Origin of the sequence: Janthinobacterium sp. 1_2014MBL_MicDiv (assembly GCF_001865675.1) — a bacterium.
Lineage (GTDB): Bacteria > Pseudomonadota > Gammaproteobacteria > Burkholderiales > Burkholderiaceae_D > Janthinobacterium.
The window spans coordinates 3,823,296-3,842,694 of the sequence record NZ_CP011319.1 but is presented as its reverse complement, the minus strand read 5'-3'; the positions used below and the strand labels follow the sequence as shown (position 1 = coordinate 3,842,694).

Sequence of the window (19,399 nt, the reverse complement as noted above, 5' to 3'; positions counted from 1 at the left end):
TCGCCTCCATCACGTCCGCAGCGGCGCGGCCGGGCAGCCGGCCCAGTTGCTGCCGGCGGGGATGTGTTCGCCCTTCATCACCAGGGTCAGCGGGCCCAGGCGCGCATTGTCGCCCACCCTGGCGCTGTACAGCACGGAGCTGCGCGGGCCCATGTAGACGCGCTTGCCGATCTCCACGTGGTCGATCTTCATCACGCGGTCTTCGAACAGATGCGTCTGGGGACAGGTGAGGGCGTTCAATTCGCTGTAGTCGCCGATGTGCACGCAATCGAATTCCGTGATGTCGGTGGTATCCATGTAGACGCCGCGGCCGATCTTGCAGCCGAACAGGCGGAAGGCCAGCGGCAGCCACGGCGTGCCGCGCAGGTAGCGCATGAAGTTGGGCACGGCGATGCCTTCGTACAGATTCGTCACGCCTTCCGATACCCACACGAACGGCGTCCACATGGGCGCCGCGTGCTTGCGGTAGCGTCCCAGCAGCAGCCACTTGAACAGCAGGACGACGACGAAATTGCCGATGCCGTAGGCGATGCCGGCAATCGCCAGGTCGCCCACCACTTCGCCCCAGCGTCCGGCGCCGGCGATCGGCATCACGTCGAGCACCAGCGTGTAGCCGACGGCGATCACCACCGCGTGCGGTGCGACGATGCGGAACGCTTCGATCAGGCTGCGGCCCAGGCGGCGCAGGATGGATGGCTTGAAGGTCAGGTGCTCGGCAAAGCCGCTGACCTGTTCGCGCGCCGGCAGGTGCATGGGCGGAGAACCGAGCCAGGTGTCGCCGCTGTGCATCTGTTCGTTGCGCGGCGCGTGCGTGTGCACGCCGATCAGCACGTGCTCGGGCAGGACGGTGCCGTCCGGGATGTAGCTGCCGTTGCCGACGAAGCTGCGGTGCGAGATGACGGTGGGGCGCATGGTCATCCAGCCGCCGTCGATCTGTTCGTCGCCGAGCATGACGGCGTCGGCGATGAAGGTGTCGTCACCCAGGGTCAGCATGTCGGGCACCACGCCCAGCGCCGTGGAAATCTCGGCGCCCTTGCCCACCTTGGCGCCCAGCAGCCGGTACCAGTACGGCGCGTACACGGTGGCGTAAATGCCGTGCAGCACGTTCAGGCTCGATTCCTGGATGTGGCTGACGAGCCACTTGGCGCAATAGATATTGCTGTGCACAGGCGAGCTGCCCGGCTTCAGGCGCGGCAGCGCACCCCAGCGGATGGCCGCCGACAGCAGTGCCGTCAGCACGATCAGCACGGCGCTGGCGGGGAAGGCCAGCACAAAGTAGCGGGCCAGCTGCGTCGTCACGTCGCGGCCCTGCAGCCACGGCATCATTTCGCGTTCGTCGAACCAGTCGATCAGCACGAAGCTGGGGAAGACGGGCATGAAGAACAGCACGGCGATGAGCACCATGCCGTAGCAGAAGAACACGGTTTCGCCCATCAGGCGCAGGCGCGAGATGGCAGGACGCGGCGGCTGGCTGGCCGGGTCGTAGGGCCCGATGTCGCGCGCGGGCGAACCGGTCCAGATGCGGCCCGCCGGCACGGCCACGCCGTCGGCCAGCGCCGACTGCCCTTCCAGGTGGGCGAAGGCAGCCATGCTGGTATTGCCTTCCATGATCGCGTAGGAGCTGATGCAGCAATCGTCGGCGATGCGGATCTGGCCCAGCAGCAGCCGACCCCGTTCGACCCGGGCGTTTTCGAAGTTGACGGCATTGCCCACGCTGACGTTGTCGCCGATGTCCAGCAAATCGGGCGCGCGCAGGGTCATCGAGCCGATGACGACTTCCTTGCCCACTTTCGCGCCCAGCGCGCGCAGCCACCAGCTGTTCAGCGACGAGCCGCTGAGCAGGTAGGTGGGCGCCGATTCGACCAGGCGGTCGGCCAGCCACCAGCGGTAATACGTGATGCCCCACAGCGGATAGCTGCCCGCTTTCAGGCGCCCGGCGATCAGCCACTTGCCGCCGATGGCGATGGCAAATTCGGCCAGTGTCGCCAGCAGGAAGACGCCGATCGAGGCGGCGACGGCGCGCGGCACCGTGTCGCCCGCGTCGCCCGTGAAGAAGTGGTAGGTGAAGAAGGGCGCCAGCCATTGCGCCATGCGCAGGGTCACCAGGCCCGGCACGGCCGCCGCCTGCGCCGCGCCGCAGATCCAGCGTTTCCACGTCGAGGGCGGCGTCCACTCGGCTTCCGGCGTGGCCAGTGCGGGCGCTTCATTGAGCACGGCGGCGATCTTGCCGATCTGGCGGTTCTGGTAAATGTCGCGCACCGTCATGTGCGCGTAGGCCGGATTGGCGCGCAGGCTGGACGCCAGGCGCGCGGCCAGGAACGAGTGGCCACCGAGGTCGCTGAAGAAATCGAGCTGGCGCAGTATCGCCTGGCCGGGGAACAGCTGCGCCAGCGCCGCGAACAGGGCTGTCTCGGCCGGCGTTTCCGGCACGTCCGATGCACCGGCTTCGCCCGGCGGCGGGGCGGACAAAGGCATGGCTTTCAACGCTTTGCGGTCGATCTTGCCGGAAGTGAGGCGCGGCATCAGCGGCAGCAGTTCGAAGCGGCCCGGCACCATGTACGGCGGCAGGTGCAGGTTCAGGGCCGCGCGCAGGGTTTTCGCCGCCAGCGCGTCTTCCTGCGCATCGTCGCTGCCGACGATGTAGGCCACCAGCTGGTCGATGCCGTCGTCCTTGCGCAGCAACACGGCCACCGTGCCCACGCCGGGCTGCTGCGCCAGCACGGCTTCGATCTCGCCCAGCTCGACGCGAAAACCGCGGATCTTCACCTGGTCGTCGGCGCGGCCCAGGCACAGCACCTGGCCGTCAGGATCGATGCGCGCCAGGTCGCCCGTGCGGTACAGGCGCGCATCGTCGGGACAGGTGCTCCACGGATTGGGCAGGAATTTTTCCAGCGTCAGGTCGGGCCGGCCCAGGTAACCCTCGGCCAGGCCGGGGCCGATGATGCACAGCTCTCCCGTCTCGCCGCGTGGCAGCAGGGCCAATGGACGGTTTTCTCCCGCCTCGGCCACCTGCAGCACCAGCAAGCCGTAATTGGGCAGCGGCGTGCCGATGGTGACGGGCTCTCCCGGCCGCAGGCGGGCCAGGCTGCACGACACGGTGGCCTCGGTGGGGCCATAGGTGTTGAACATGGCGCGGCCCGGGCGCGACCAGCGCTCGACCAGCGATTCCGGGCACATTTCGCCGCCCAGGTTGATCAGGCGCAGGCTCGGCACGTCCTCCGCGAACAGGGCCAGCAGGGTCGGCACGGCATGCAGCACGGTGACGTGGTTGGCCGCCAGCGCGCGCGGCAGCGCTTCCGGGTCGCCCGAGATGTCCTTGGGGCCCAGCCACAGGGTGGCGCCCACCAGGTAGGCAATCCAGATTTCCTCGAACGACATGTCGAAGGCCACGGAAAAGCCCTGGTAGACGGTGTCGTCCTGCCGCACTTCGAGCACGGCGTTTTCGCTGCGCAGGAAGTGGCAGATGCTGCGCTGGCTGATCAGGATGCCCTTCGGCTTGCCCGTGGAACCGGACGTGTAGATCACATACGCGGGGTGGTCGGGCTGCACGGCGCCGCGCGCGGGCAGGCGTTCTCCCGGCGTGGCGGGCGCCAGCAGGCTTTCCGCCGTCCACACGGGGCGTTGGACTCCGGCAGCTTCCAGGCGCGGCGCAAATTGCGCGCAGCTGACGACGCCGGCCCCATTGGCGTCGTCGAGGCACACTTGCAGACGCTCGACGGGCGTGTCTTCGTCGACGGGCAGCCAGGCGGCGCCCGCCTTGGCGATGGCCGCCTGCATCAGCAGCAGGTGGGCGCCGCGCGGCAGCCACAGTCCCACGATATCGCCGGGCTGGACGCCGGCCGCCACCAGGCGCGCCGCCGCCAGGCCGGCCTGGGCATCGAGTTCCGCATAGGTGATGCGGCGCGCGCCGTCGATCAGGGCGACTTGCTGCGGGCAGCGGCGCGCCGTCGCTTCCAGCAGGTCGGCCAGCACTTCCTCGCGCAGCAAATCCGGTCGCGGCGGACCGTACAGGATGTCGGCGTGGGTGGAGGGGGTGCCTGGACTGGCTGCGGTGAAATCGTTCATGGATGACGCTTATCTGTAGTGCTGTGTGATGGATCAGACGGGCCGCGCGTGGTGCGCGGCGCAGTTGATACATTACAGCAAGCAGGGCATTTCAGCGTTGCAGAACGGGGAATTTTGTGGGGCTTTCAGCAATTATGTGGCTGCAGGCTCAATTGCCATGGTTACGGAATGTAAAACGGGGAAACATGGCGCCCAGTTGCGCCAGGGTCTGCGCCGCCGGATAGCCGTGCAGGGGGCGGCCGGCCAGCGCCGCATCGAGGCAGCCGTCGGCGCGGAACTGCTGCAGCACGTAGTTGCTGACGCCTTTGCCGGCCAGGGTGGCGGCCAGGGCCAGCAGCTGTTCATCGGGCAGCAGGTCCGGGTGGGCCGTGGTGCGGCATTCGTAGGCGACGCCGCTGGCCAGGATGGCGTCCAGGCAGGCGCGCGCCGGATCGCCGCTGCCGGCGACGCGGGTCACATGACGATAGTCGGCAAACGGCGCCTTGATGTCGAAGCCCACCCAGTCGAGCAGGGGCAACACCTCGGTCAGGCGCTGCGGATAGATGCAGGCCGTATGCAGGCCGATGCCGAAGCCCAGCGCCTTGACCTCGCCGATGGCGCGCCCCAGCGCCGGGTCCATGCAGGCCTCGCCGCCGCTGAAGACGACGGCGTCGACCAGGCCCACGCGGCGGCGCAGCCAGGTCAGGACGTCGCGCCAGGGCATCGCGCCGTCCGGCGTGCGCGCCTGCAGGTGCGGATTGTGGCAATAGCCGCAGCGCCACGGGCAGCCCTGCACGAAGACCACGGCCGCCAGCTTGCCCGGATAGTCGCTGGCGGAAAAGGGCGTCAGGCCGCCCACTTTCAGTTCAGCCGCCATGGCAGGCGGGCTGGCCAAGCCGGGCGCCCGTTTCCGTAAAGTACTGGCGCTCGTGGAATTCGCCCTGCTTGCCGATGTTGAACGAGGCGACGGGACGGTGATAGCCCATCACGCGAGTCCAGATTTCGCAGCGCTGGCGTTCGCTGTCGACGAGGGTGATGGCGGGAGTGAAGTCGGGACGTGCGTTCATGGCGTTTCCTCAAGAGATGCAACAGGGTGGGCCTGCTTGCGGGCGATGAGCTCCGCGTCGCAGGTGGGACAGAATTCGTGCTTGCCGGCCAGGTAGCCGTGGCGCGGGCAGATGGAAAACGTGGGCGTGACCGTGATGTAGGGCAGCGAGAAGCGGCCCAGGGCGCGCTTCACGAGTTCGCGGCAGGCGTTGGCGTCCGACAGCGCTTCCGTCATGTACAGGTGCAGCACCGTGCCGCCCGTGTACTTGCGCTGCAGCGCGTCCTGCAGTTCCAGCGCCTCGAACGGGTCGTCCGTATGGCCGACGGGCAGCTGCGAGGAATTCGTGTAGTAGGGGTTGTCCGGCGTGCCCGCCTGCAGGATGGCGGGGAAGCGCTTGCGGTCTTCGCGGGCGAAGCGGTAGGTCGTGCCCTCGGCCGGCGTCGCTTCCAGGTTGTACATATGCCCCGTCTCTTCCTGGAATGCCAGCATGCGGGCGCGCACGTGGTCGAGCAGGCGCACGGCCAGCGCATGGCCTTCTGGCGCCGTGATGTCATAGGCGTCGCCGCTGAAATTGCGGATCATCTCGTTGATGCCGTTCACGCCCAGCGTGGAAAAGTGGTTGCGCAGGGTGCCCAGGTAGCGTTTCGTGTAGGGAAACAGGCCTTGCTGCATCAGTTCCTCGATGGTGGTGCGCTTGATTTCCAGGCTGGACTTGCCCAGTTCCAGCAGGCGGTCCAGGTCGGCCAGCAGCGCTTTCTCGTCGCCGCGCCACAAATGGCCCAGGCGCGCGCAGTTGACCGTCACCACGCCGAGGGAGCCGGTCTGCTCGGCCGAGCCGAACAGGCCGTTGCCGCGTTTCAGCAGTTCGCGCAAGTCCAGCTGCAGGCGGCAGCACATGGAGCGGATCATGTTCGGCTTGAGTTCCGAATTGATGAAATTCTGGAAGTAGGGCAGGCCGTAGCGGGCCGTCATCTCGAACAGGCGTTCGGCGTTCTCGCTATGCCAGTCGAAGTCCTCGGTGATGTTGTAGGTCGGGATGGGAAACGTGAAGACGCGGCCCTTGGCGTCGCCCGCCATCATGATCTCGATGTAGGCGCGGTTGATCATGTCCATCTCGGCCTGCAGCTCGCCATAGCAGAAATCCATCTCCTGGCCGGCGATGACGGGGATCTGCTCGCGCAGGTCGTCCGGGCAGACCCAGTCGAAGGTGAGGTTGGTGAACGGCGTCTGCGTGCCCCAGCGCGATGGCACGTTGAGGTTGAAGATCAGCTCCTGCATGTACTGGCGCACGTCCTCGTAGCGCAGGCTGTCCTTGCGGATGAAGGGTGCCATGTAGGTGTCGAAGGAGCTGAACGCCTGCGCGCCGGCCCATTCGTTTTGCAGCGTGCCGAGGAAGTTGACGATCTGGCCGATGGCGCTCGACATATGCTTCGGCGGGCTCGATTCGATCTTGCCTGGCACGCCATTCAAGCCTTCGTGCAGCAGGGTGCGCAGCGACCAGCCGGCGCAATAGCCGGCCAGCATGTCGAGGTCGTGGATGTGCAGGGCCGCTTCGCGGTGCGCCGCGCCCACAGCCGGCGGGTACACCTGGTCGAGCCAGTAGTTGGCGATGACCTTGCCCGAGACGTTGAGGATCAGGCCGCCCAGGGAATAACCCTGGTTGGCGTTGGCGTTGACGCGCCAGTCGCGCCGGTCCAGATATTCATTGACGGACGCGGCGACATCGACCTGGCCGGGGGCTGCTCTTGCTGGTGCTGTAGTTGACATGGAATCTCCAATAAACACAACATGCGGTGTTTTCATGGAGATTAATCACTAAATGTAGTGACGTCAAAGGGGGCGTGCAGTTGCTTGCCAAATCCTTGACGCAGGTGAAAAAAGCGCCCCCGTTTACTTTTTCGCGCGTCCCTGGCGCAGGATGAAGCAGCTCAGGCCGAACCAGGCGGCGCCGCAGACGGCGATGCTGAGGAGGGAGGCGGGCAGCACGTGCGCCCAGATTTCCAGCGGCGAGAACGTGCTCCAGCTGGCGACGCGCAAGTCGAAGGTGACGTAGTTCGCCAGCAGCCAGTAGACGGCCAGCAGGCCCGTGCAGATGGCCGCCTGGCGCGGCACGGACATGGCGCGGCGCGCCAAGGCGGCCTGCAGGAACAGCAGCAGCACGCCCGGATACGCGCCCAGTACCTCGGGCGACAGGATGGACAGCGTCTCGGCGTCAAGGCCGTCGGCCGGCGCCGCCCACTGCACCTGCAGCACGGTGAGGAACAGGGTCAGCAGGAAGATCAGCAGCGGTTTGCGGGGCATGGCGGTCAGTGGAATCGGATAATGGGACGGGCATTTTACAGCCAGGTCAAGCAATTCGCGCGCGTGCCGGCCATGCATGCATTCCTTCACCTGGGTCAAGGACTGGGCGCCATGGGCGGGGCTATAGTCTGCACCCTGAGCCGACACAGGAATGTGAATATCATGATGCTTGAAGCAACCACCGCCACCCGCGTGGCCGGACCGCTGGAACTGGTCTGTCCCGCCGGCAGCCTGCCCGCCCTGAAAGCGGCCGTCGACAATGGCGCCGACACCGTGTACCTGGGTTTTCGCGACGCCACCAACGCGCGCAATTTCGCCGGCCTCAATTTCGACGAGAAGGCCATCGCCGAGGGCGTGCGCTATGCGCACCAGTATGGACGCAAGGTCTTGCTGGCCTTGAATACCTATCCGCAGCCGCACAACTGGGCCGTATGGCGCAGCGCCATCGACCGCGCCGCGCAGGCCGGCATCGACGCCATGATCGTCGCCGATCCGGGCCTGATGGCGTATGCGGCCCAGCACCAGCCGCAGCTGCGCCTGCACCTGTCCGTGCAGGGGTCGGCCACCAATTACGAGGCCATCAATTTTTACCATGAACACTTCGGCATCGCCCGCGCCGTGCTGCCGCGCGTGCTGTCCATGGCGCAGGTCGAGCAATTGATCGCCAAGACGGATGTCGAGATCGAGGTCTTCGGCTTCGGCAGCCTGTGCGTGATGGTCGAGGGCCGCTGCGCGCTGTCCTCGTATGCGACGGGCGAGGCGCCGAATACCCACGGCGTGTGCTCGCCGGCGAAATCCGTGCGCTGGCTGGAGACGCCGAACGGCCTGGAGTCGCGCCTGAACGGCGTGCTGATCGACCGTTACGCGCCGGGCGAGAACGCCAGCTACCCGACCCTGTGCAAGGGACGTTTCGAGGTCAACGACGAAGAGTATTACGCGATCGAGGAGCCGGCCAGCCTGAATACCCTGGCGCTGCTGCCGCAATTGATCGCCATGGGCGTGCGCGCCGTGAAGATCGAAGGGCGCCAGCGCAGCCCCGCCTACGTGGCGCAGGTGACGCGCGTCTGGCGCGAGGCGATCGACGCCTGCCGCGAAGGCAATGCGCGCTACGCCGTCAAGCCGGGCTGGATGGCGGCCATGGACAAGCTGGCCGAGGGCCAGCAGCACACGTTGGGCGCTTACCACCGCTCCTGGAAATAAAGGATGAACATGCTGAAACTCTCTTTGGGCCCCTTGCTGTACTACTGGCCGCGTGCCACTGTGTTCGAGTTTTACCAGCAGATCGCCGGCACCGCCGTCGATATCGTCTACCTGGGCGAAACCGTGTGCTCGCGCCGGCATGAGCTGCGCCTGGCCGACTGGCTCGATATCGCCGACATGCTGGCCGCAGCCGGCAAGGAAGTGGTGCTGTCGACGCAGGCGCTGATCGAGGCGGGCGCCGAACTGGCGACCCTGCGCCGCATCACGGGCAATGGCCGCTATGCGGTCGAGGCGAACGACATGGGCGCCGTGCATTGCATGGCGAAGGGCGCGCCTTTCATCGCCGGCCCGCACCTGAACCTGTTCAATGGTCCCAGCCTGCAATTGCTGGCGCGCCTGGGCGCCCGGCGCTGGGTGATGCCGCTGGAAATGGGCCAGGAAGCGCTGGCCGAGATGCAGCGCCAGAAACCGGAAGGGCTGGAAACGGAAGTCTTTGCCTATGGCCGCATGCCGCTGGCGTTTTCCGCGCGCTGCTTCACGGCGCGCAACCGCAACCTGCCGAAGGACGATTGCGGCTACAGCTGCCTGGAAGAGCCGGATGGCCTGCTGCTGCGCACGCGCGACGAAGTGCCGTTCCTCGTGCTCAACGGCACGCAGACGCAGTCGGCCCTGGTCTACAACCTGGTGCGCGAACTCGACGCCATGCATGCCATGGGCGTGTCCGTCGCGCGCCTCAGCCCGCAAGCCATGCATACGGACCAGGTCATCGCCATTTTCGACCGCGCGCGGCGCGGCCTGGTCAGCGGCGTCGGTGCGCAGGCCCAGCTGGCGGCCTGCCAGCCGGCCGGCGCCTGCGACGGCTACTGGCATGGCCAGCCCGGCATGGAACAGCACGCCGCTCATTGAACGCATCGAAAGGAAGCACCATGCAAGATCAACTGGAAAGATTGCCCGTCCCCGTGCCGGCCCCCGCCCAGGCCAGGGCGGGCCTGCCGAAGGGGCCGCTGGCTTACCGGCTGCCGGAACCACTGGCCGAATTGCTGTCGAAGCTGCCGCCGTATCCGGCGTCCTGGCTGTTCGTGCAGGGGCTGAACCGCCTGCTGGCGCCCCAGTTGCCCGACGATGTGCGGCAGAGCCTGGAAGGCCGCAGTCTGCGCTTGCGCCTGCTGGATGCGGGCATCGCCTTCGATTTCGAGTGGCAGGGCACGGTCTTCGTGGCCGAGCGCTATGTCGACGTGCCCGAGCTGTGCATCGCCGCCAGCGTGCACGACCTGATGCTGCTGGCGCGGCGCCAGGAAGATCCCGACACCCTGTTTTTCAGCCGCCGCCTGAGCCTGGAAGGCGATACGGAGCTGGGGCTGCTGTTCAAGAACACGCTCGACGCCATCGAGCTGCCGCCGTTCGACCTGCAGGCGCTGGGGCCGCGCCGCGTGCTGGCCCATCTGCGCGACCGCGGCGCGCGCGGCGGCTGACCGGCCGTGGGGGTGTTCAGTGGCGGCAGTGGCCGCAGGCGCCGCTGCACGACGGCAGTTGCTCCTCATCGGATGCCTCGCCCATGAAGCCGGCATCGTTGACGGCGGCCAGCAGGCGCTCCTGGCTGGCCAGCCGCTCGTCGAATTGCACCGTGGCGCCGTGACGGGCCAGCGAGACGCACACCGTGGCCACGCCGCTGACGGCTTCGAGTGCGCCCGTCAGCCTGTCGGCGCAGCCTTCGTGATCCATTCCGATAATATTCAAACGCGCTGTCTGCATGGATTCCTCTTGTTTTTCAGATAAAAAAAGAGCGTAGGCGAGGGGCGTGCATGCCGTCCAGAGCAGCACGCACAAATTTTTTTATATTTGTGCTTTTATTGATCTGGATTAATTCCAGCTCATCCAGGACTGCCTGAAACTACTGTTGTTTTATACACAGTTTCCATATTCCAGTCGACAAGCGTGCTCTGCTGCGCGAGAATGCTATTCTGGTAAGAATATGCTGGAAAGGAGGGGCCATGCAGCGCCGCCCCCTGCTCATGCTCGCCTGCCTGTGGCCGCTGGATGCGGCCATCGGCGCGCCGTCGCTGCCGCAAGCACTGCTATACCCGCGCCACCAGGCGCAAGACGATCCGCAGCAAGCCTATGTGACGGCCTTGCTGCGGCTGGCGCTCGCCCGTTCGGGCCATGCCTACGTGCTGCGCCGTTCCGCGCTGCGCATGGTGCAGACGCGCGCCATGCAGGAAATCGCCACGGCGACGGGCAGCGTGGATGTCGTCTGGGCCATGACCAGCCGCGCCAGCGAAGCGCAGTTGTTGCCGGTGCGCATACCCATCGACCGTGGCCTGATCGGCTGGCGCGTGGCCCTGGTGCAGGCGCGCCAGGCTCAGCTGCTGCGCCAGGTGCGCAGCCTGGCCGACCTGGCGCGCCTGTCCGCCGGGCAGATGCGCGACTGGCCCGACGCGGCCATCCTGCAGGCGAACGGCTTGCGCATCGATACGTCGAGCACTTATGAGGGCTTGTTCCAGCAACTGGCGGCGGGCCGCATCGATTACTTCCCCCGTTCCGTGATCGAGGCGCAAAGCGAGTTGGCCAGCCATGCGCGGCTGCCGCTGGCGCTCGATACGCACCTGGTGATCCGCTATCCGGCGGCCCTGTATTTTTTTGTCGGCAAGCACCGGCCCGAACTGGCCCGCCACATCGAGGCGGGACTGGAAAAAATGCTCGCCGATGGCAGTTTCACCCAGCTGTTCCAGCGCCATTTCGGCCGCCTGGCGGACCAGCTGAAGCTGGCCCAGCGTCATGTACTGGACCTGGCCAATCCGGACCTGCCCGAAGAGACGCCATTGGCGCGCAAGGCGCTCTGGTACCGTCCAAAATATTACTAGTGGTATTGTTGATCGGTGTCAAATAGGCACTTCAATCGTGCGCAGCCTGTTTGAGAAATATCAAGACGAGTTCAACAGAACACCTGTTGACACTTAGAAAATTTTCGCCGAACATGATTCCACGTTACAACATTTTCCCAGTGCTTCCCCCTCTATGGCAGGTGTTGCGCGGGACCCCATACGCCCGTTCGACAGCCAGCGCCTGCCAGCCCAAGAACGCGCAGCCATCCGTATCTTTTCGAAGGTTTGCTCATGCTCGATTCGATCGCGTCGGTATTGCACCAGGTTCCCGAATTGGCCTTGTTCCTGGCCCTGGCCCTGGGCTACGCGGTGGGACAGATACGCTTCGGTCCGATCCAGCTGGGCGGCGTGTGCGGCACCCTGATCGCCGCGCTGCTGATCGGCCAGGTGGGCATCACCCTGGACGCCAGCGTGAAGAATGTCTTCTTCATGCTGTTCATCTTTGCCCTCGGGTATGCGGGCGGCCCCCAGTTCTTTGCCAACCTGAATGCCAAGGGCTTGCGCCTCGGCATACTGTGCCTGATCGAGGTGGTGGCGGTGCTGGCCCTGGTGCTGCTGGCCACGCGCATCATGGGCCTGGACCAGGGCACGGCGGCCGGCATGATGGCGGGCGCGGCGACGGAATCGGCCGTCGTCGGCACGGCCACGGACGCCATTTCCAAGCTGGCCTTGCCTGCGGCCCGCATCGCCGAGCTGCAGGCGAACGTCGTCACCGCCTATTCGATTACCTATATCTTCGGCCTGATCACCATCGTCATCGCCACCAGCCAGATTTTCCCCATCTTGTTGCGCGTCAACCTGCGCGAGGAAGCGGACAAATTGTGGGCGCAGATGGGCGGCGCGCAGGCGGACGCCGATGCCTTGCAGGCGACGCCGGAAATGGTGGGCCGCGCCTACCGCATCAGCCGTGGCGCGGGGCGTCGTCTCGATGCCTTGCAACATATTTTTGCGGGCCGCGCCAGCATCACGCGCGTGCGCCGGCATGGCAAGGTGCTGGCTTTGGTGCCGGAACTGCGCCTGCGCACCAACGATGAAGTGCTGGTGATCGGCCACCGGCCCGCGCTGGTGGCGGCCGAAGCCATCCTGGGCGAGGAATTCGCCGATACGACGGGCTTGAACATGGCCGTCTCCGCCGTCGAAGTGGTGTTGCAGCAGGCGTCGCTGGTGGGCCAGTCGCTGCGCCGGGTGGCGCTGCCGGCCGGCGTGCATGTGGCGGCCGTCGTGCGCGGCGAACACAGCATGCCCCCGCTGCCGGACCTGACCCTGCAGCGCGACGACGTGCTGCGCCTGTATGGCACGACGGAAGGGCGCGACTTGAACACGGCCCTGGCCGCCATCGGCAAGCGCGTGCCCACGGGCGACCGCAGCAATATCGTGTATGCCAGCATCGGCATCGTGCTGGGAGTGTATATCGGCGGTTTTTCCGCCAGGCTGGGCGGCATTCCCTTTTCGCTGGGCACGGGGGGCGGCGCCTTGCTGACGGGCCTCGTGTTTGGCTGGTACCAGGCGCGCAAGCCCGGCATGCCGGGCATCCACCCCAGCGCGCTCGACATGATGAAGGATATCGGCCTGGCCACCTTCATCGCCTGCGTGGGCCTGGCGTCGGGGCCACAGGCGATCGACCTGATCCGCCAGTACGGCCTGTCGCTGCCGCTGATGGGCGTCCTGATCGCCGTCATCCCCGCCTCGATCTCCTTGTGCGTCGGGCACTTTTTCCTGAAGCTGGAAGCGCCCGTGCTGCTGGGCGCCATTGCCGGCCAGCAGTGCAGCACGCCGGCCCTGTCCGCCGTGCAGAACGCGGCCGGCAATTCGACGCCCTTGCTGGGCTACACGATTACCTATGCCATCTCGAATGTGGTGTTGCCCCTGATGGGGCCCCTGATCGTGGCCCTGGCCGGCTCGGTGCACGCGTGAGCGCGGCCGCGGGCCGGTTTCAATGAATTCCTTCAAAACGAAAGGCGGTTAGCATGGAATGGTTGCATGAGTTATTCAAGAAGTCGCCTGAAATTGCCTTGTTCCTCTCCCTGGCAGTGGGCTACTACATCGGCAAGATCAAGTTCGGCTCGTTTCAGCTGGGCGGGGTCGCCGGTTCACTCCTGGTGGCGGTGCTCGTCAGCCAGGTGGGCGTCGCCATCGACCCGGGCGTCAAGTCGGTGCTGTTTGCCCTGTTCATTTATGCGGTCGGCTATGAAAGCGGCCCGCAATTCTTCAATTCCCTGGGGCGGCAGTCGGTGCGCGAAATCATCCTGGCCGTGGTGCTGGCCGTGACGGCGCTGTTGACGGTGGTCATCATGGCCAAGATCTTCGGCCTCGACAAGGGCCTGGCGGCCGGCGTGGCGGCGGGCGGCTTGACGCAGTCGGCCATCATCGGCACGGCCGGCGACGCCATCACCAAGCTGGGCCTGGCGGCCGACGAAGTGGCGCGCCTGCAAGGCAATGTGGCTGTCGGCTATGCCGTGACCTATGTGTTCGGTTCGTTCGGCGCCATCATCGTCTGCGTCAATATCCTGCCGAAGCTCATGGGCCGCACCATCCGCGAAGACGCGATCAAGGCGGAAACGGCACTGCAAGCGGGCGTGCAGGTGCTGGGACCCGGCCAGACGCCGGCCGCGCCCGACCTCATCGGCCGCATCTATGAAGTGGGCCCGGGCGCCGGCCGCTCCGTGGCGGAGATCGAAAGCGCCAATCCGAACACGGCCATCACCATCGAGCGCGTCAAGCGCAATGGCCAGATCGTCGACGTCAGCCCCGACCTCGTGCTGGCGGCCGACGACATCGTGCTGCTGGTGGGGCGCCGCGAAGCCATGCTCAGCGTGTCTTCCCAGCTGGGCAAGGAATTGCATGCCGTCGAAGGCATGGAACTGGTCATGCAGCGCCGCGACATGGTGCTGACCAACAAGGTGTACCACAACAAGACGGTGGGCGAGATCCGCAACGCGACGGCGCCGGGCGTGCGCCACGGCATCTTTGTCGTGCAGCTGAGCCGCATGGGCAAGATCCTGCCCATGCAGTCGGAAACCGTCGTGCAGACGGGCGACGTGGTGACCATCTATGGCGCCGAGCAGGACGTCAAGCGCGTAGCGGCCGAAGTGGGCTACATGATCGTGCCGAGCGCCAAGACGGACTTCGTCTACATGGGCGCCGGCCTCGTCGTCGGCCTGCTGGTGGGCTTGCTGGTGGCGCGCATCGGTTCGATTCCGCTGACCCTGGGCAGCGGCGGCGGCGTGCTGCTGTCGGGCCTGGTATTCGGCTGGTTCCGCGCCAAGCGCCAGACCTTTGGCTACATGCCGAGCGGCGCCGTGCAAATCCTGAAAGACCTGGGCCTGGCCGGCTTCGTCGCCGTCGTCGGCCTCACGTCGGGCCTGCAAGCGGTGGAAACCGTGCGCCAGCACGGCCTGACCCTGTTTGGCGTGGGCGTCGTCGTGACCATCCTGCCGATGATACTGACCATGTTGATCGGCCGCTATATCTTGCGCTACGACAACGTTGCCGTGTTTGCCGGTGCCTTGTCCGGCTCGCGCAGCGCCAACCCCGCCTTCGGCGAAGTGCTGAACGCGGCGCAAAACTCGATTCCCACCGTGCCATTTGCCATCACGTATGCCTTGGCCAATGTCTTCCTGACCTTGCTGGGCCCGCTTGTCGTGGCCTTTGTTTAGTCAGCGAGTGTTTGTACTACCCCAGCCGCCGGTACGGGGCTTCCTCACTGTAAGTTGATAAGGAGTAGCAGAAATGGATTTCAGTAACCCAAGCAAACTCGCCCTGTTGAGCCCATTCGAATTGAAGGATGCGCTGATCCAGACGGCCAAGCAAAGCAACCGTTTGATGCTGAACGCGGGCCGCGGCAACCCGAACTTCCTGGCCACCACGCCGCGCCACGGTTTCTTCCAGTTCGGCCAGTTCGCCATGACGGAGGCGGAGCGTTCCTATGTTTACATGGAAGACGTGGGCGGCTTCCCCACGCGCGACGGCATCGAGGCGCGCTTTGAAATCTTCGTGCGCAAGCATGCCGATACGCCGGGTGTGCATTTCATCGAGGCGGCCGTGTCGTACGTGCGCGACCAGCTGGGCCTGAGCGCTGGCGACTTCATCTACGAGATGTGCGAAGCGATTCTCGGTTGCAACTATCCGGTGCCGGACCGCATGCTGCGCCTGTCGGAAAAGATCGTCGGACAGTATATCCACCGCGAAATGGTGGGCGACCATCCTTTTGTGGGCAACTTCGACATGTACGCCGTCGAAGGCGGCACGGCGGCCATGACCTATCTGTTCGCCAGCCTGAAATCGAACCACATCATCCAGGAAGGCGACACCATCGCCCTGGGCATGCCGATCTTCACGCCGTATATCGAGATTCCCCAGCTGAACGATTACAAGCTGAACACCGTGCATATTGACGCGCCGCAATCGAATAACTGGCAATTCACCAAGAAGGAGCTGGACAAGCTGCTGGACCCGAAAGTCAAGGCCTTCTTCCTCGTCAATCCGAGCAATCCGCCATCCGTCAAGATCGACGACGAGACGCTCGAATACATCGCCAAGATCATCAAGAAGCGCCCGGACCTGATCATCCTTACCGATGACGTGTATGGCACGTTTGCCGACAATTTCGTCTCGCTGTTTGCCATGTGCCCGTACAACACCATCCTCGTCTACTCGTTCTCGAAATACTTCGGCGCAACGGGCTGGCGCATGGGCGTGGTGGCTACGCACGAGAACAATATCCTCGACGAAAAAATTTCCAAACTGCCGGAAACCGTCAAGAAGCAGCTCGACGCGCGCTACCATTCGATTACCACGGAGCCGCGCAAGCTGAAATTCATCGACCGCCTGGTGGCCGACAGCCGCACGGTGGCGCTGAACCACACGGCCGGCCTGTCGACGCCCGTACAGGCGCAGATGACCCTGTTCTCCCTGTTCTCGCTGATGGATGAGGAGCAAAAGTACAAGCAGTCGATGAAGCGTATCGTGCTGCGCCGCAAGGAAGCGCTGTACCGTGAACTGGGCTTGCCGATGGTGCACGACGCCAACTCCGTGCGCTACTATCACTTGCTGGACATGGAATCGCTGGCCGCGCAGATGCATGGCGAGGAATTCTCGCAGTGGCTGCTGAAAAAGCTGAAACCGAACGAAGCGCTGTTCCGCCTGGCCGAGGAAACGGGCGTGATCCTGCTGCCGGGCCGCGGCTTCGGCACCACGCATCCGTCGGGCCGCGTCTCGCTGGCCAACCTGAACGAGTACGACTACGCCAATATCGGCCGCGCCATCCGTGGCATGGCGTCCGAGTTCTTCGCCGTATTTGAGAAGGAAAAGGCGGGCAAGGGCGCCAAGAAAGCTAAAAAGTAAGGGCTTGCTGGCCAACTGACCGCAACGGGCGCTTCGCAGGAGGCGCCCGTTTTTGCGTGGAAGCGACAGTTTCCTCCAGTGCAGGCTGGAATGGACTTCCTTGCATATAATTGCTATTGTGAAAGTATAAACATGGCAATCCCGTGCTTTCCCCTCATTCATTGACTGGACGCTACATGGGCAGATTGCAAGCATACATCTCATTATTACTGGCCAGCGCCATGGGCGCGGCCTTGCCGGTCCAGGCGCAAACGCCGGCGGGCGCGCCGCTGACCTTTGGCGAAGCGCTGCAGCAAGCCGCCTCGGCCTCGGGCGCGGTGCAGGGCGCGGCGCTCGACGTGCGCGCGAAAACGTTGAAGGCCGAGGCCTTGTCGAATATCGACGGCCCGTCGGTGGACTTGACGGCGTTTCGCGGCCGCCTGTCGACGGACTTGAATATCGATACCAGCGGCCTGTCCGGCGTGGTGGGCGGCATCGAGTCGGTGCTGCCGCCGATACCGGGCTTGCCTACGCCCCATATTCCCAATTCCCTGAACCGCGAAGTGGTCACTGACCTGACCTCGTTCGGCTTGCTGGGCATGTGGCCCATCTACACGGGCGGGCGCCTGGACGCCGTCAAGGGCCTGGCCTCCAGCCTGACCCTGGCCGCGCAAGCGGAGCGCGCGGAGGCGGAAGAACAGCTGGCCACGCTGGTGGCGCAGCGCTATTTCCAGTTATTGCTGGCGAAACGGGTGGTGGCCGTGCGCGCCGAAGTGACTGCCGGCGTCATCGAGCACCAGCGCGACGCGGCCAAGCTGGAAAAGGGCGGCCTGATTTCGCGCGCCGAGCGGCTGCGCGCCGACGTGGCCCTGGACAGCGCCCGCAGCGACGAGGCGCAGGCGCGCAGCGACGAGGAAATCGCCCAGGTGGCGCTCGACCGTTTGCTCGCCGTCCATACGCAGGTGCGCCCCAGCACGCCGCTGTTCGTCAACAGTTTGCCGGTCGGCACCTTGCAATCGTTCATCAGCACGGGCATGCGCGAAAATGCGAACTGGAAAAAGATCGACAGCAAGCGCGTACAGGCCGAGCAAGCCTTGAAGCTGCACGGCAAGGAATACGCGCCCACCGTGTTTGCCATCGGTAACTACAATTTGAATCGCGGCAATGAAAAGCTCGTGCGCTCGAACTGGGCCATCGGCCTGGTGGTGGCCGTGCCGCTGGTGCACCGCATCAATACGGGCAAGATGATCGCCGCCGCCAAGCTGGACCAGGAACGGGTGGAAGTGGTGGCGCGCCAGGCCGAGCGCGACATTCCCACCCTGATCGAGAAAAACTGGCGCGCGCTGGAAAACGCCCGCATCCAGTACCTGTCCACGGCATCGTCGGTGGAGCTGGCGCGCGAAAATATCCGCCTGCAGACGGTAGCTTTCCAGCAAGGGCAGGTGACGTCGCTGGAAGTGGTCGACGCGCGCCTGAACCTGGCCAAGGTGGAGACCCAGCGCGCGCAGACGGCCTATAACTATGTGATGGGCCTGGCGCAATTGCTGGAAGCGACGGGCGAGACGCAGCGCCTGGGCAGCCTGGCCGCCGCGGCCGACATCCAATTACCTGTGGACACCAAATAATGAGCAATTCCAAAAAAACAGTGGCCATCGGCGCCGCCATCATCGTGCTGGCCTTCGTGGGCTGGGGCCTGTACCAGGCGTTCCAGCCGCAGCGCCTGCCCTTGCAGGGGCAGATGGATGCGCAGGAAGTCAACGTTTCGTCGAAAGTGCCGGGCCGGGTGGGCGAGCTGTACGTCAAGCTGGGCCAGAATGTGCAGAAAAACCAGTTGCTGTTCCAGCTGACGAGCCCGGAAGTGGACGCGAAGATCGCCCAGGCGACGGCGGCCACGCAGGCGGCCGATGCCGTGGCGAAAAAAGCGGAAGCGGGCGCGCGCCCCGAGGAAATCGCGGCCGCGAAAGCCAACTGGGAACGGGCGCAGACGGGCGCCACCATCGCCAAAACGACATTTACCCGCGTCAACAATATGTTCGAGCAAGGCGTGATCGCGCGCCAGAAACGCGACGAGGCGGAAGCGCAGTGGCGCGCCGCCGAGCAGCTGGCGCAGGCTGCGCGCGCGCAATATGACATGGCGCAAAAGGGCGCCCGTCCGGAAGACAAGACGGCGGCCGCCGCCCAGGCGCGCCAGGTGGGCGCCGTGCTGACGGAAGCGCAGATCGCCCTGGCCGAAACGAAGATCGGCGCGCCGGTGGCGGGCCAGGTCAGCAAGATCCAGATACAGCCCGGCGAACTGGCGCCGCAAGGCTTCCCCGTGATTACCCTCGTGAACCTCGACGACGCCTGGGCCGTGCTGCAGGTGCGCGAAGATGAGATGGGGGCGTTTTCCATGGGCAGCACGCACACGGCCAACGTGCCGGCCCTGAAACAGCAGCTGAGCTTCAAGGTCAGTTCCGTGGCCGTGCTGCCGGACTTCGCCACGTGGCGCGCGGCCCGTCCGGGCGGCACGGACTTGCGCACGTTCGAGATACGCCTGCGCCCGGCCATCAAGGTCGATGGCTTGCGTCCCGGCATGTCGGTCGTGTTTCCGCCGCTCTGATCG

15 protein-coding genes are annotated in these 19,399 nt (G+C 65.3%); 9 read left to right on the top strand and 6 right to left on the bottom strand.

The window, feature by feature from the left end; translation table 11 throughout:
• Nucleotides 1-9: 9 nt before the first annotated feature.
• From YQ44_RS16615 to YQ44_RS16595, 5 genes are all read right to left on the bottom strand, one after another.
• Nucleotides 10-4,065, bottom strand: coding sequence for a Pls/PosA family non-ribosomal peptide synthetase (locus YQ44_RS16615; protein WP_071324341.1), 4,056 nt, complete (start codon nt 4,063-4,065; stop codon nt 10-12).
• A gap of 148 nt (nt 4,066-4,213) precedes the next feature.
• On the bottom strand, nt 4,214-4,921 hold the full coding sequence (locus tag YQ44_RS16610) for an anaerobic ribonucleoside-triphosphate reductase activating protein (RefSeq protein ID WP_071324340.1): 708 nt from the start codon (nt 4,919-4,921) through the stop codon (nt 4,214-4,216).
• Nucleotides 4,911-5,111, bottom strand: coding sequence for an anaerobic ribonucleoside-triphosphate reductase (gene nrdD, locus YQ44_RS29645; protein ID WP_071324339.1), 201 nt, complete (start codon nt 5,109-5,111; stop codon nt 4,911-4,913). Before nrdD ends, YQ44_RS16610 begins: the two co-directional genes overlap by 11 nt.
• Nucleotides 5,108-6,859 carry a ribonucleoside triphosphate reductase gene (locus YQ44_RS16600; protein ID WP_083411903.1) on the bottom strand — a complete coding sequence of 584 codons (1,752 nt, stop codon included), beginning with the start codon at nt 6,857-6,859 and terminating at the stop codon, nt 5,108-5,110. Before YQ44_RS16600 ends, nrdD begins: the two co-directional genes overlap by 4 nt.
• 123 nt (nt 6,860-6,982) lie before the next feature.
• Nucleotides 6,983-7,393 carry a hypothetical protein gene (locus YQ44_RS16595; RefSeq protein ID WP_156894884.1) on the bottom strand — a complete coding sequence of 137 codons (411 nt, stop codon included), beginning with the start codon at nt 7,391-7,393 and terminating at the stop codon, nt 6,983-6,985.
• A gap of 162 nt (nt 7,394-7,555) precedes the next feature.
• Here YQ44_RS16595 and ubiU point away from each other — a divergent pair, with 162 nt between their 5' ends.
• The 3 genes from ubiU to ubiT are packed head-to-tail and all read left to right on the top strand — an operon-like array spanning nt 7,556 to nt 10,065.
• Nucleotides 7,556-8,593 (top strand): ubiquinone anaerobic biosynthesis protein UbiU, encoded by a 1,038-nt coding sequence (gene ubiU / locus YQ44_RS16590; RefSeq protein WP_442905830.1) that lies wholly within the window; start codon nt 7,556-7,558, stop codon nt 8,591-8,593.
• Between the two features lie 9 nt (nt 8,594-8,602).
• On the top strand, nt 8,603-9,499 hold the full coding sequence (gene ubiV, locus YQ44_RS16585) for a ubiquinone anaerobic biosynthesis protein UbiV (protein WP_071326559.1): 897 nt from the start codon (nt 8,603-8,605) through the stop codon (nt 9,497-9,499).
• A 20-nt stretch (nt 9,500-9,519) separates the two neighbouring features.
• A complete protein-coding gene (gene ubiT / locus YQ44_RS16580) occupies nt 9,520-10,065 on the top strand; it encodes a ubiquinone anaerobic biosynthesis accessory factor UbiT (protein ID WP_083411902.1) in 546 nt (181 codons plus the stop codon).
• A gap of 16 nt (nt 10,066-10,081) precedes the next feature.
• Here the strand turns inward: ubiT and YQ44_RS16575 are convergent, their stop codons facing one another.
• Nucleotides 10,082-10,315, bottom strand: coding sequence for a heavy-metal-associated domain-containing protein (locus YQ44_RS16575; RefSeq protein ID WP_198043720.1), 234 nt, complete (start codon nt 10,313-10,315; stop codon nt 10,082-10,084).
• Nucleotides 10,316-10,584: 269 nt separating this feature from the next.
• Here YQ44_RS16575 and YQ44_RS16570 point away from each other — a divergent pair, with 269 nt between their 5' ends.
• The 6 genes from YQ44_RS16570 to YQ44_RS16545 all read left to right on the top strand — a co-directional run bounded on the left by YQ44_RS16570 (nt 10,585) and on the right by YQ44_RS16545 (nt 19,396).
• Complete coding sequence (locus tag YQ44_RS16570; protein ID WP_071324336.1) at nt 10,585-11,454, top strand: substrate-binding periplasmic protein; 870 nt, start codon at nt 10,585-10,587, stop codon at nt 11,452-11,454.
• 252 nt (nt 11,455-11,706) lie between these two features.
• Entirely contained in the window at nt 11,707-13,389 is a 1,683-nt protein-coding gene (gene aspT / locus YQ44_RS16565) for an aspartate-alanine antiporter (protein ID WP_071324335.1), read from the top strand.
• Nucleotides 13,390-13,442: 53 nt separating this feature from the next.
• On the top strand, nt 13,443-15,131 hold the full coding sequence (gene aspT, locus YQ44_RS16560; protein ID WP_071324334.1) for an aspartate-alanine antiporter: 1,689 nt from the start codon (nt 13,443-13,445) through the stop codon (nt 15,129-15,131).
• 73 nt (nt 15,132-15,204) lie between these two features.
• Nucleotides 15,205-16,818: a bifunctional aspartate transaminase/aspartate 4-decarboxylase gene (locus YQ44_RS16555; protein WP_071324333.1), complete on the top strand. Its 1,614-nt coding sequence runs from the start codon at nt 15,205-15,207 to the stop codon at nt 16,816-16,818.
• Between the two features lie 176 nt (nt 16,819-16,994).
• A complete protein-coding gene (locus YQ44_RS16550; RefSeq protein WP_071324332.1) occupies nt 16,995-18,422 on the top strand; it encodes a TolC family protein in 1,428 nt (475 codons plus the stop codon).
• Nucleotides 18,422-19,396, top strand: a complete 975-nt coding sequence (locus YQ44_RS16545) for an HlyD family secretion protein (protein WP_071324331.1) — start codon at nt 18,422-18,424, stop codon at nt 19,394-19,396. The genes YQ44_RS16550 and YQ44_RS16545 overlap by 1 nt, the downstream gene beginning before the upstream one ends.
• The last annotated feature ends 3 nt before the right edge of the window (nt 19,397-19,399 follow it).

Coding starts and splice junctions, on each gene's coding strand:
- YQ44_RS16575 (WP_198043720.1), bottom strand. CDS start 10,315: ATGGATCACGAAGGCTGCGCCGACAGGCTGACGGGCGCACTCGAAGCC.
- ubiT (WP_083411902.1), top strand. CDS start 9,520: ATGCAAGATCAACTGGAAAGATTGCCCGTCCCCGTGCCGGCCCCCGCC.
- YQ44_RS16595 (WP_156894884.1), bottom strand. CDS start 7,393: ATGCCCCGCAAACCGCTGCTGATCTTCCTGCTGACCCTGTTCCTCACC.
- YQ44_RS16600 (WP_083411903.1), bottom strand. CDS start 6,859: ATGTCAACTACAGCACCAGCAAGAGCAGCCCCCGGCCAGGTCGATGTC.
- YQ44_RS16550 (WP_071324332.1), top strand. CDS start 16,995: ATGGGCAGATTGCAAGCATACATCTCATTATTACTGGCCAGCGCCATG.
- YQ44_RS16570 (WP_071324336.1), top strand. CDS start 10,585: ATGCAGCGCCGCCCCCTGCTCATGCTCGCCTGCCTGTGGCCGCTGGAT.
- YQ44_RS16610 (WP_071324340.1), bottom strand. CDS start 4,921: ATGGCGGCTGAACTGAAAGTGGGCGGCCTGACGCCCTTTTCCGCCAGC.
- YQ44_RS16555 (WP_071324333.1), top strand. CDS start 15,205: ATGGATTTCAGTAACCCAAGCAAACTCGCCCTGTTGAGCCCATTCGAA.
- aspT (WP_071324335.1), top strand. CDS start 11,707: ATGCTCGATTCGATCGCGTCGGTATTGCACCAGGTTCCCGAATTGGCC.
- nrdD (WP_071324339.1), bottom strand. CDS start 5,111: ATGAACGCACGTCCCGACTTCACTCCCGCCATCACCCTCGTCGACAGC.
- ubiV (WP_071326559.1), top strand. CDS start 8,603: ATGCTGAAACTCTCTTTGGGCCCCTTGCTGTACTACTGGCCGCGTGCC.
- aspT (WP_071324334.1), top strand. CDS start 13,443: ATGGAATGGTTGCATGAGTTATTCAAGAAGTCGCCTGAAATTGCCTTG.
- ubiU (WP_442905830.1), top strand. CDS start 7,556: ATGATGCTTGAAGCAACCACCGCCACCCGCGTGGCCGGACCGCTGGAA.
- YQ44_RS16545 (WP_071324331.1), top strand. CDS start 18,422: ATGAGCAATTCCAAAAAAACAGTGGCCATCGGCGCCGCCATCATCGTG.
- YQ44_RS16615 (WP_071324341.1), bottom strand. CDS start 4,065: ATGAACGATTTCACCGCAGCCAGTCCAGGCACCCCCTCCACCCACGCC.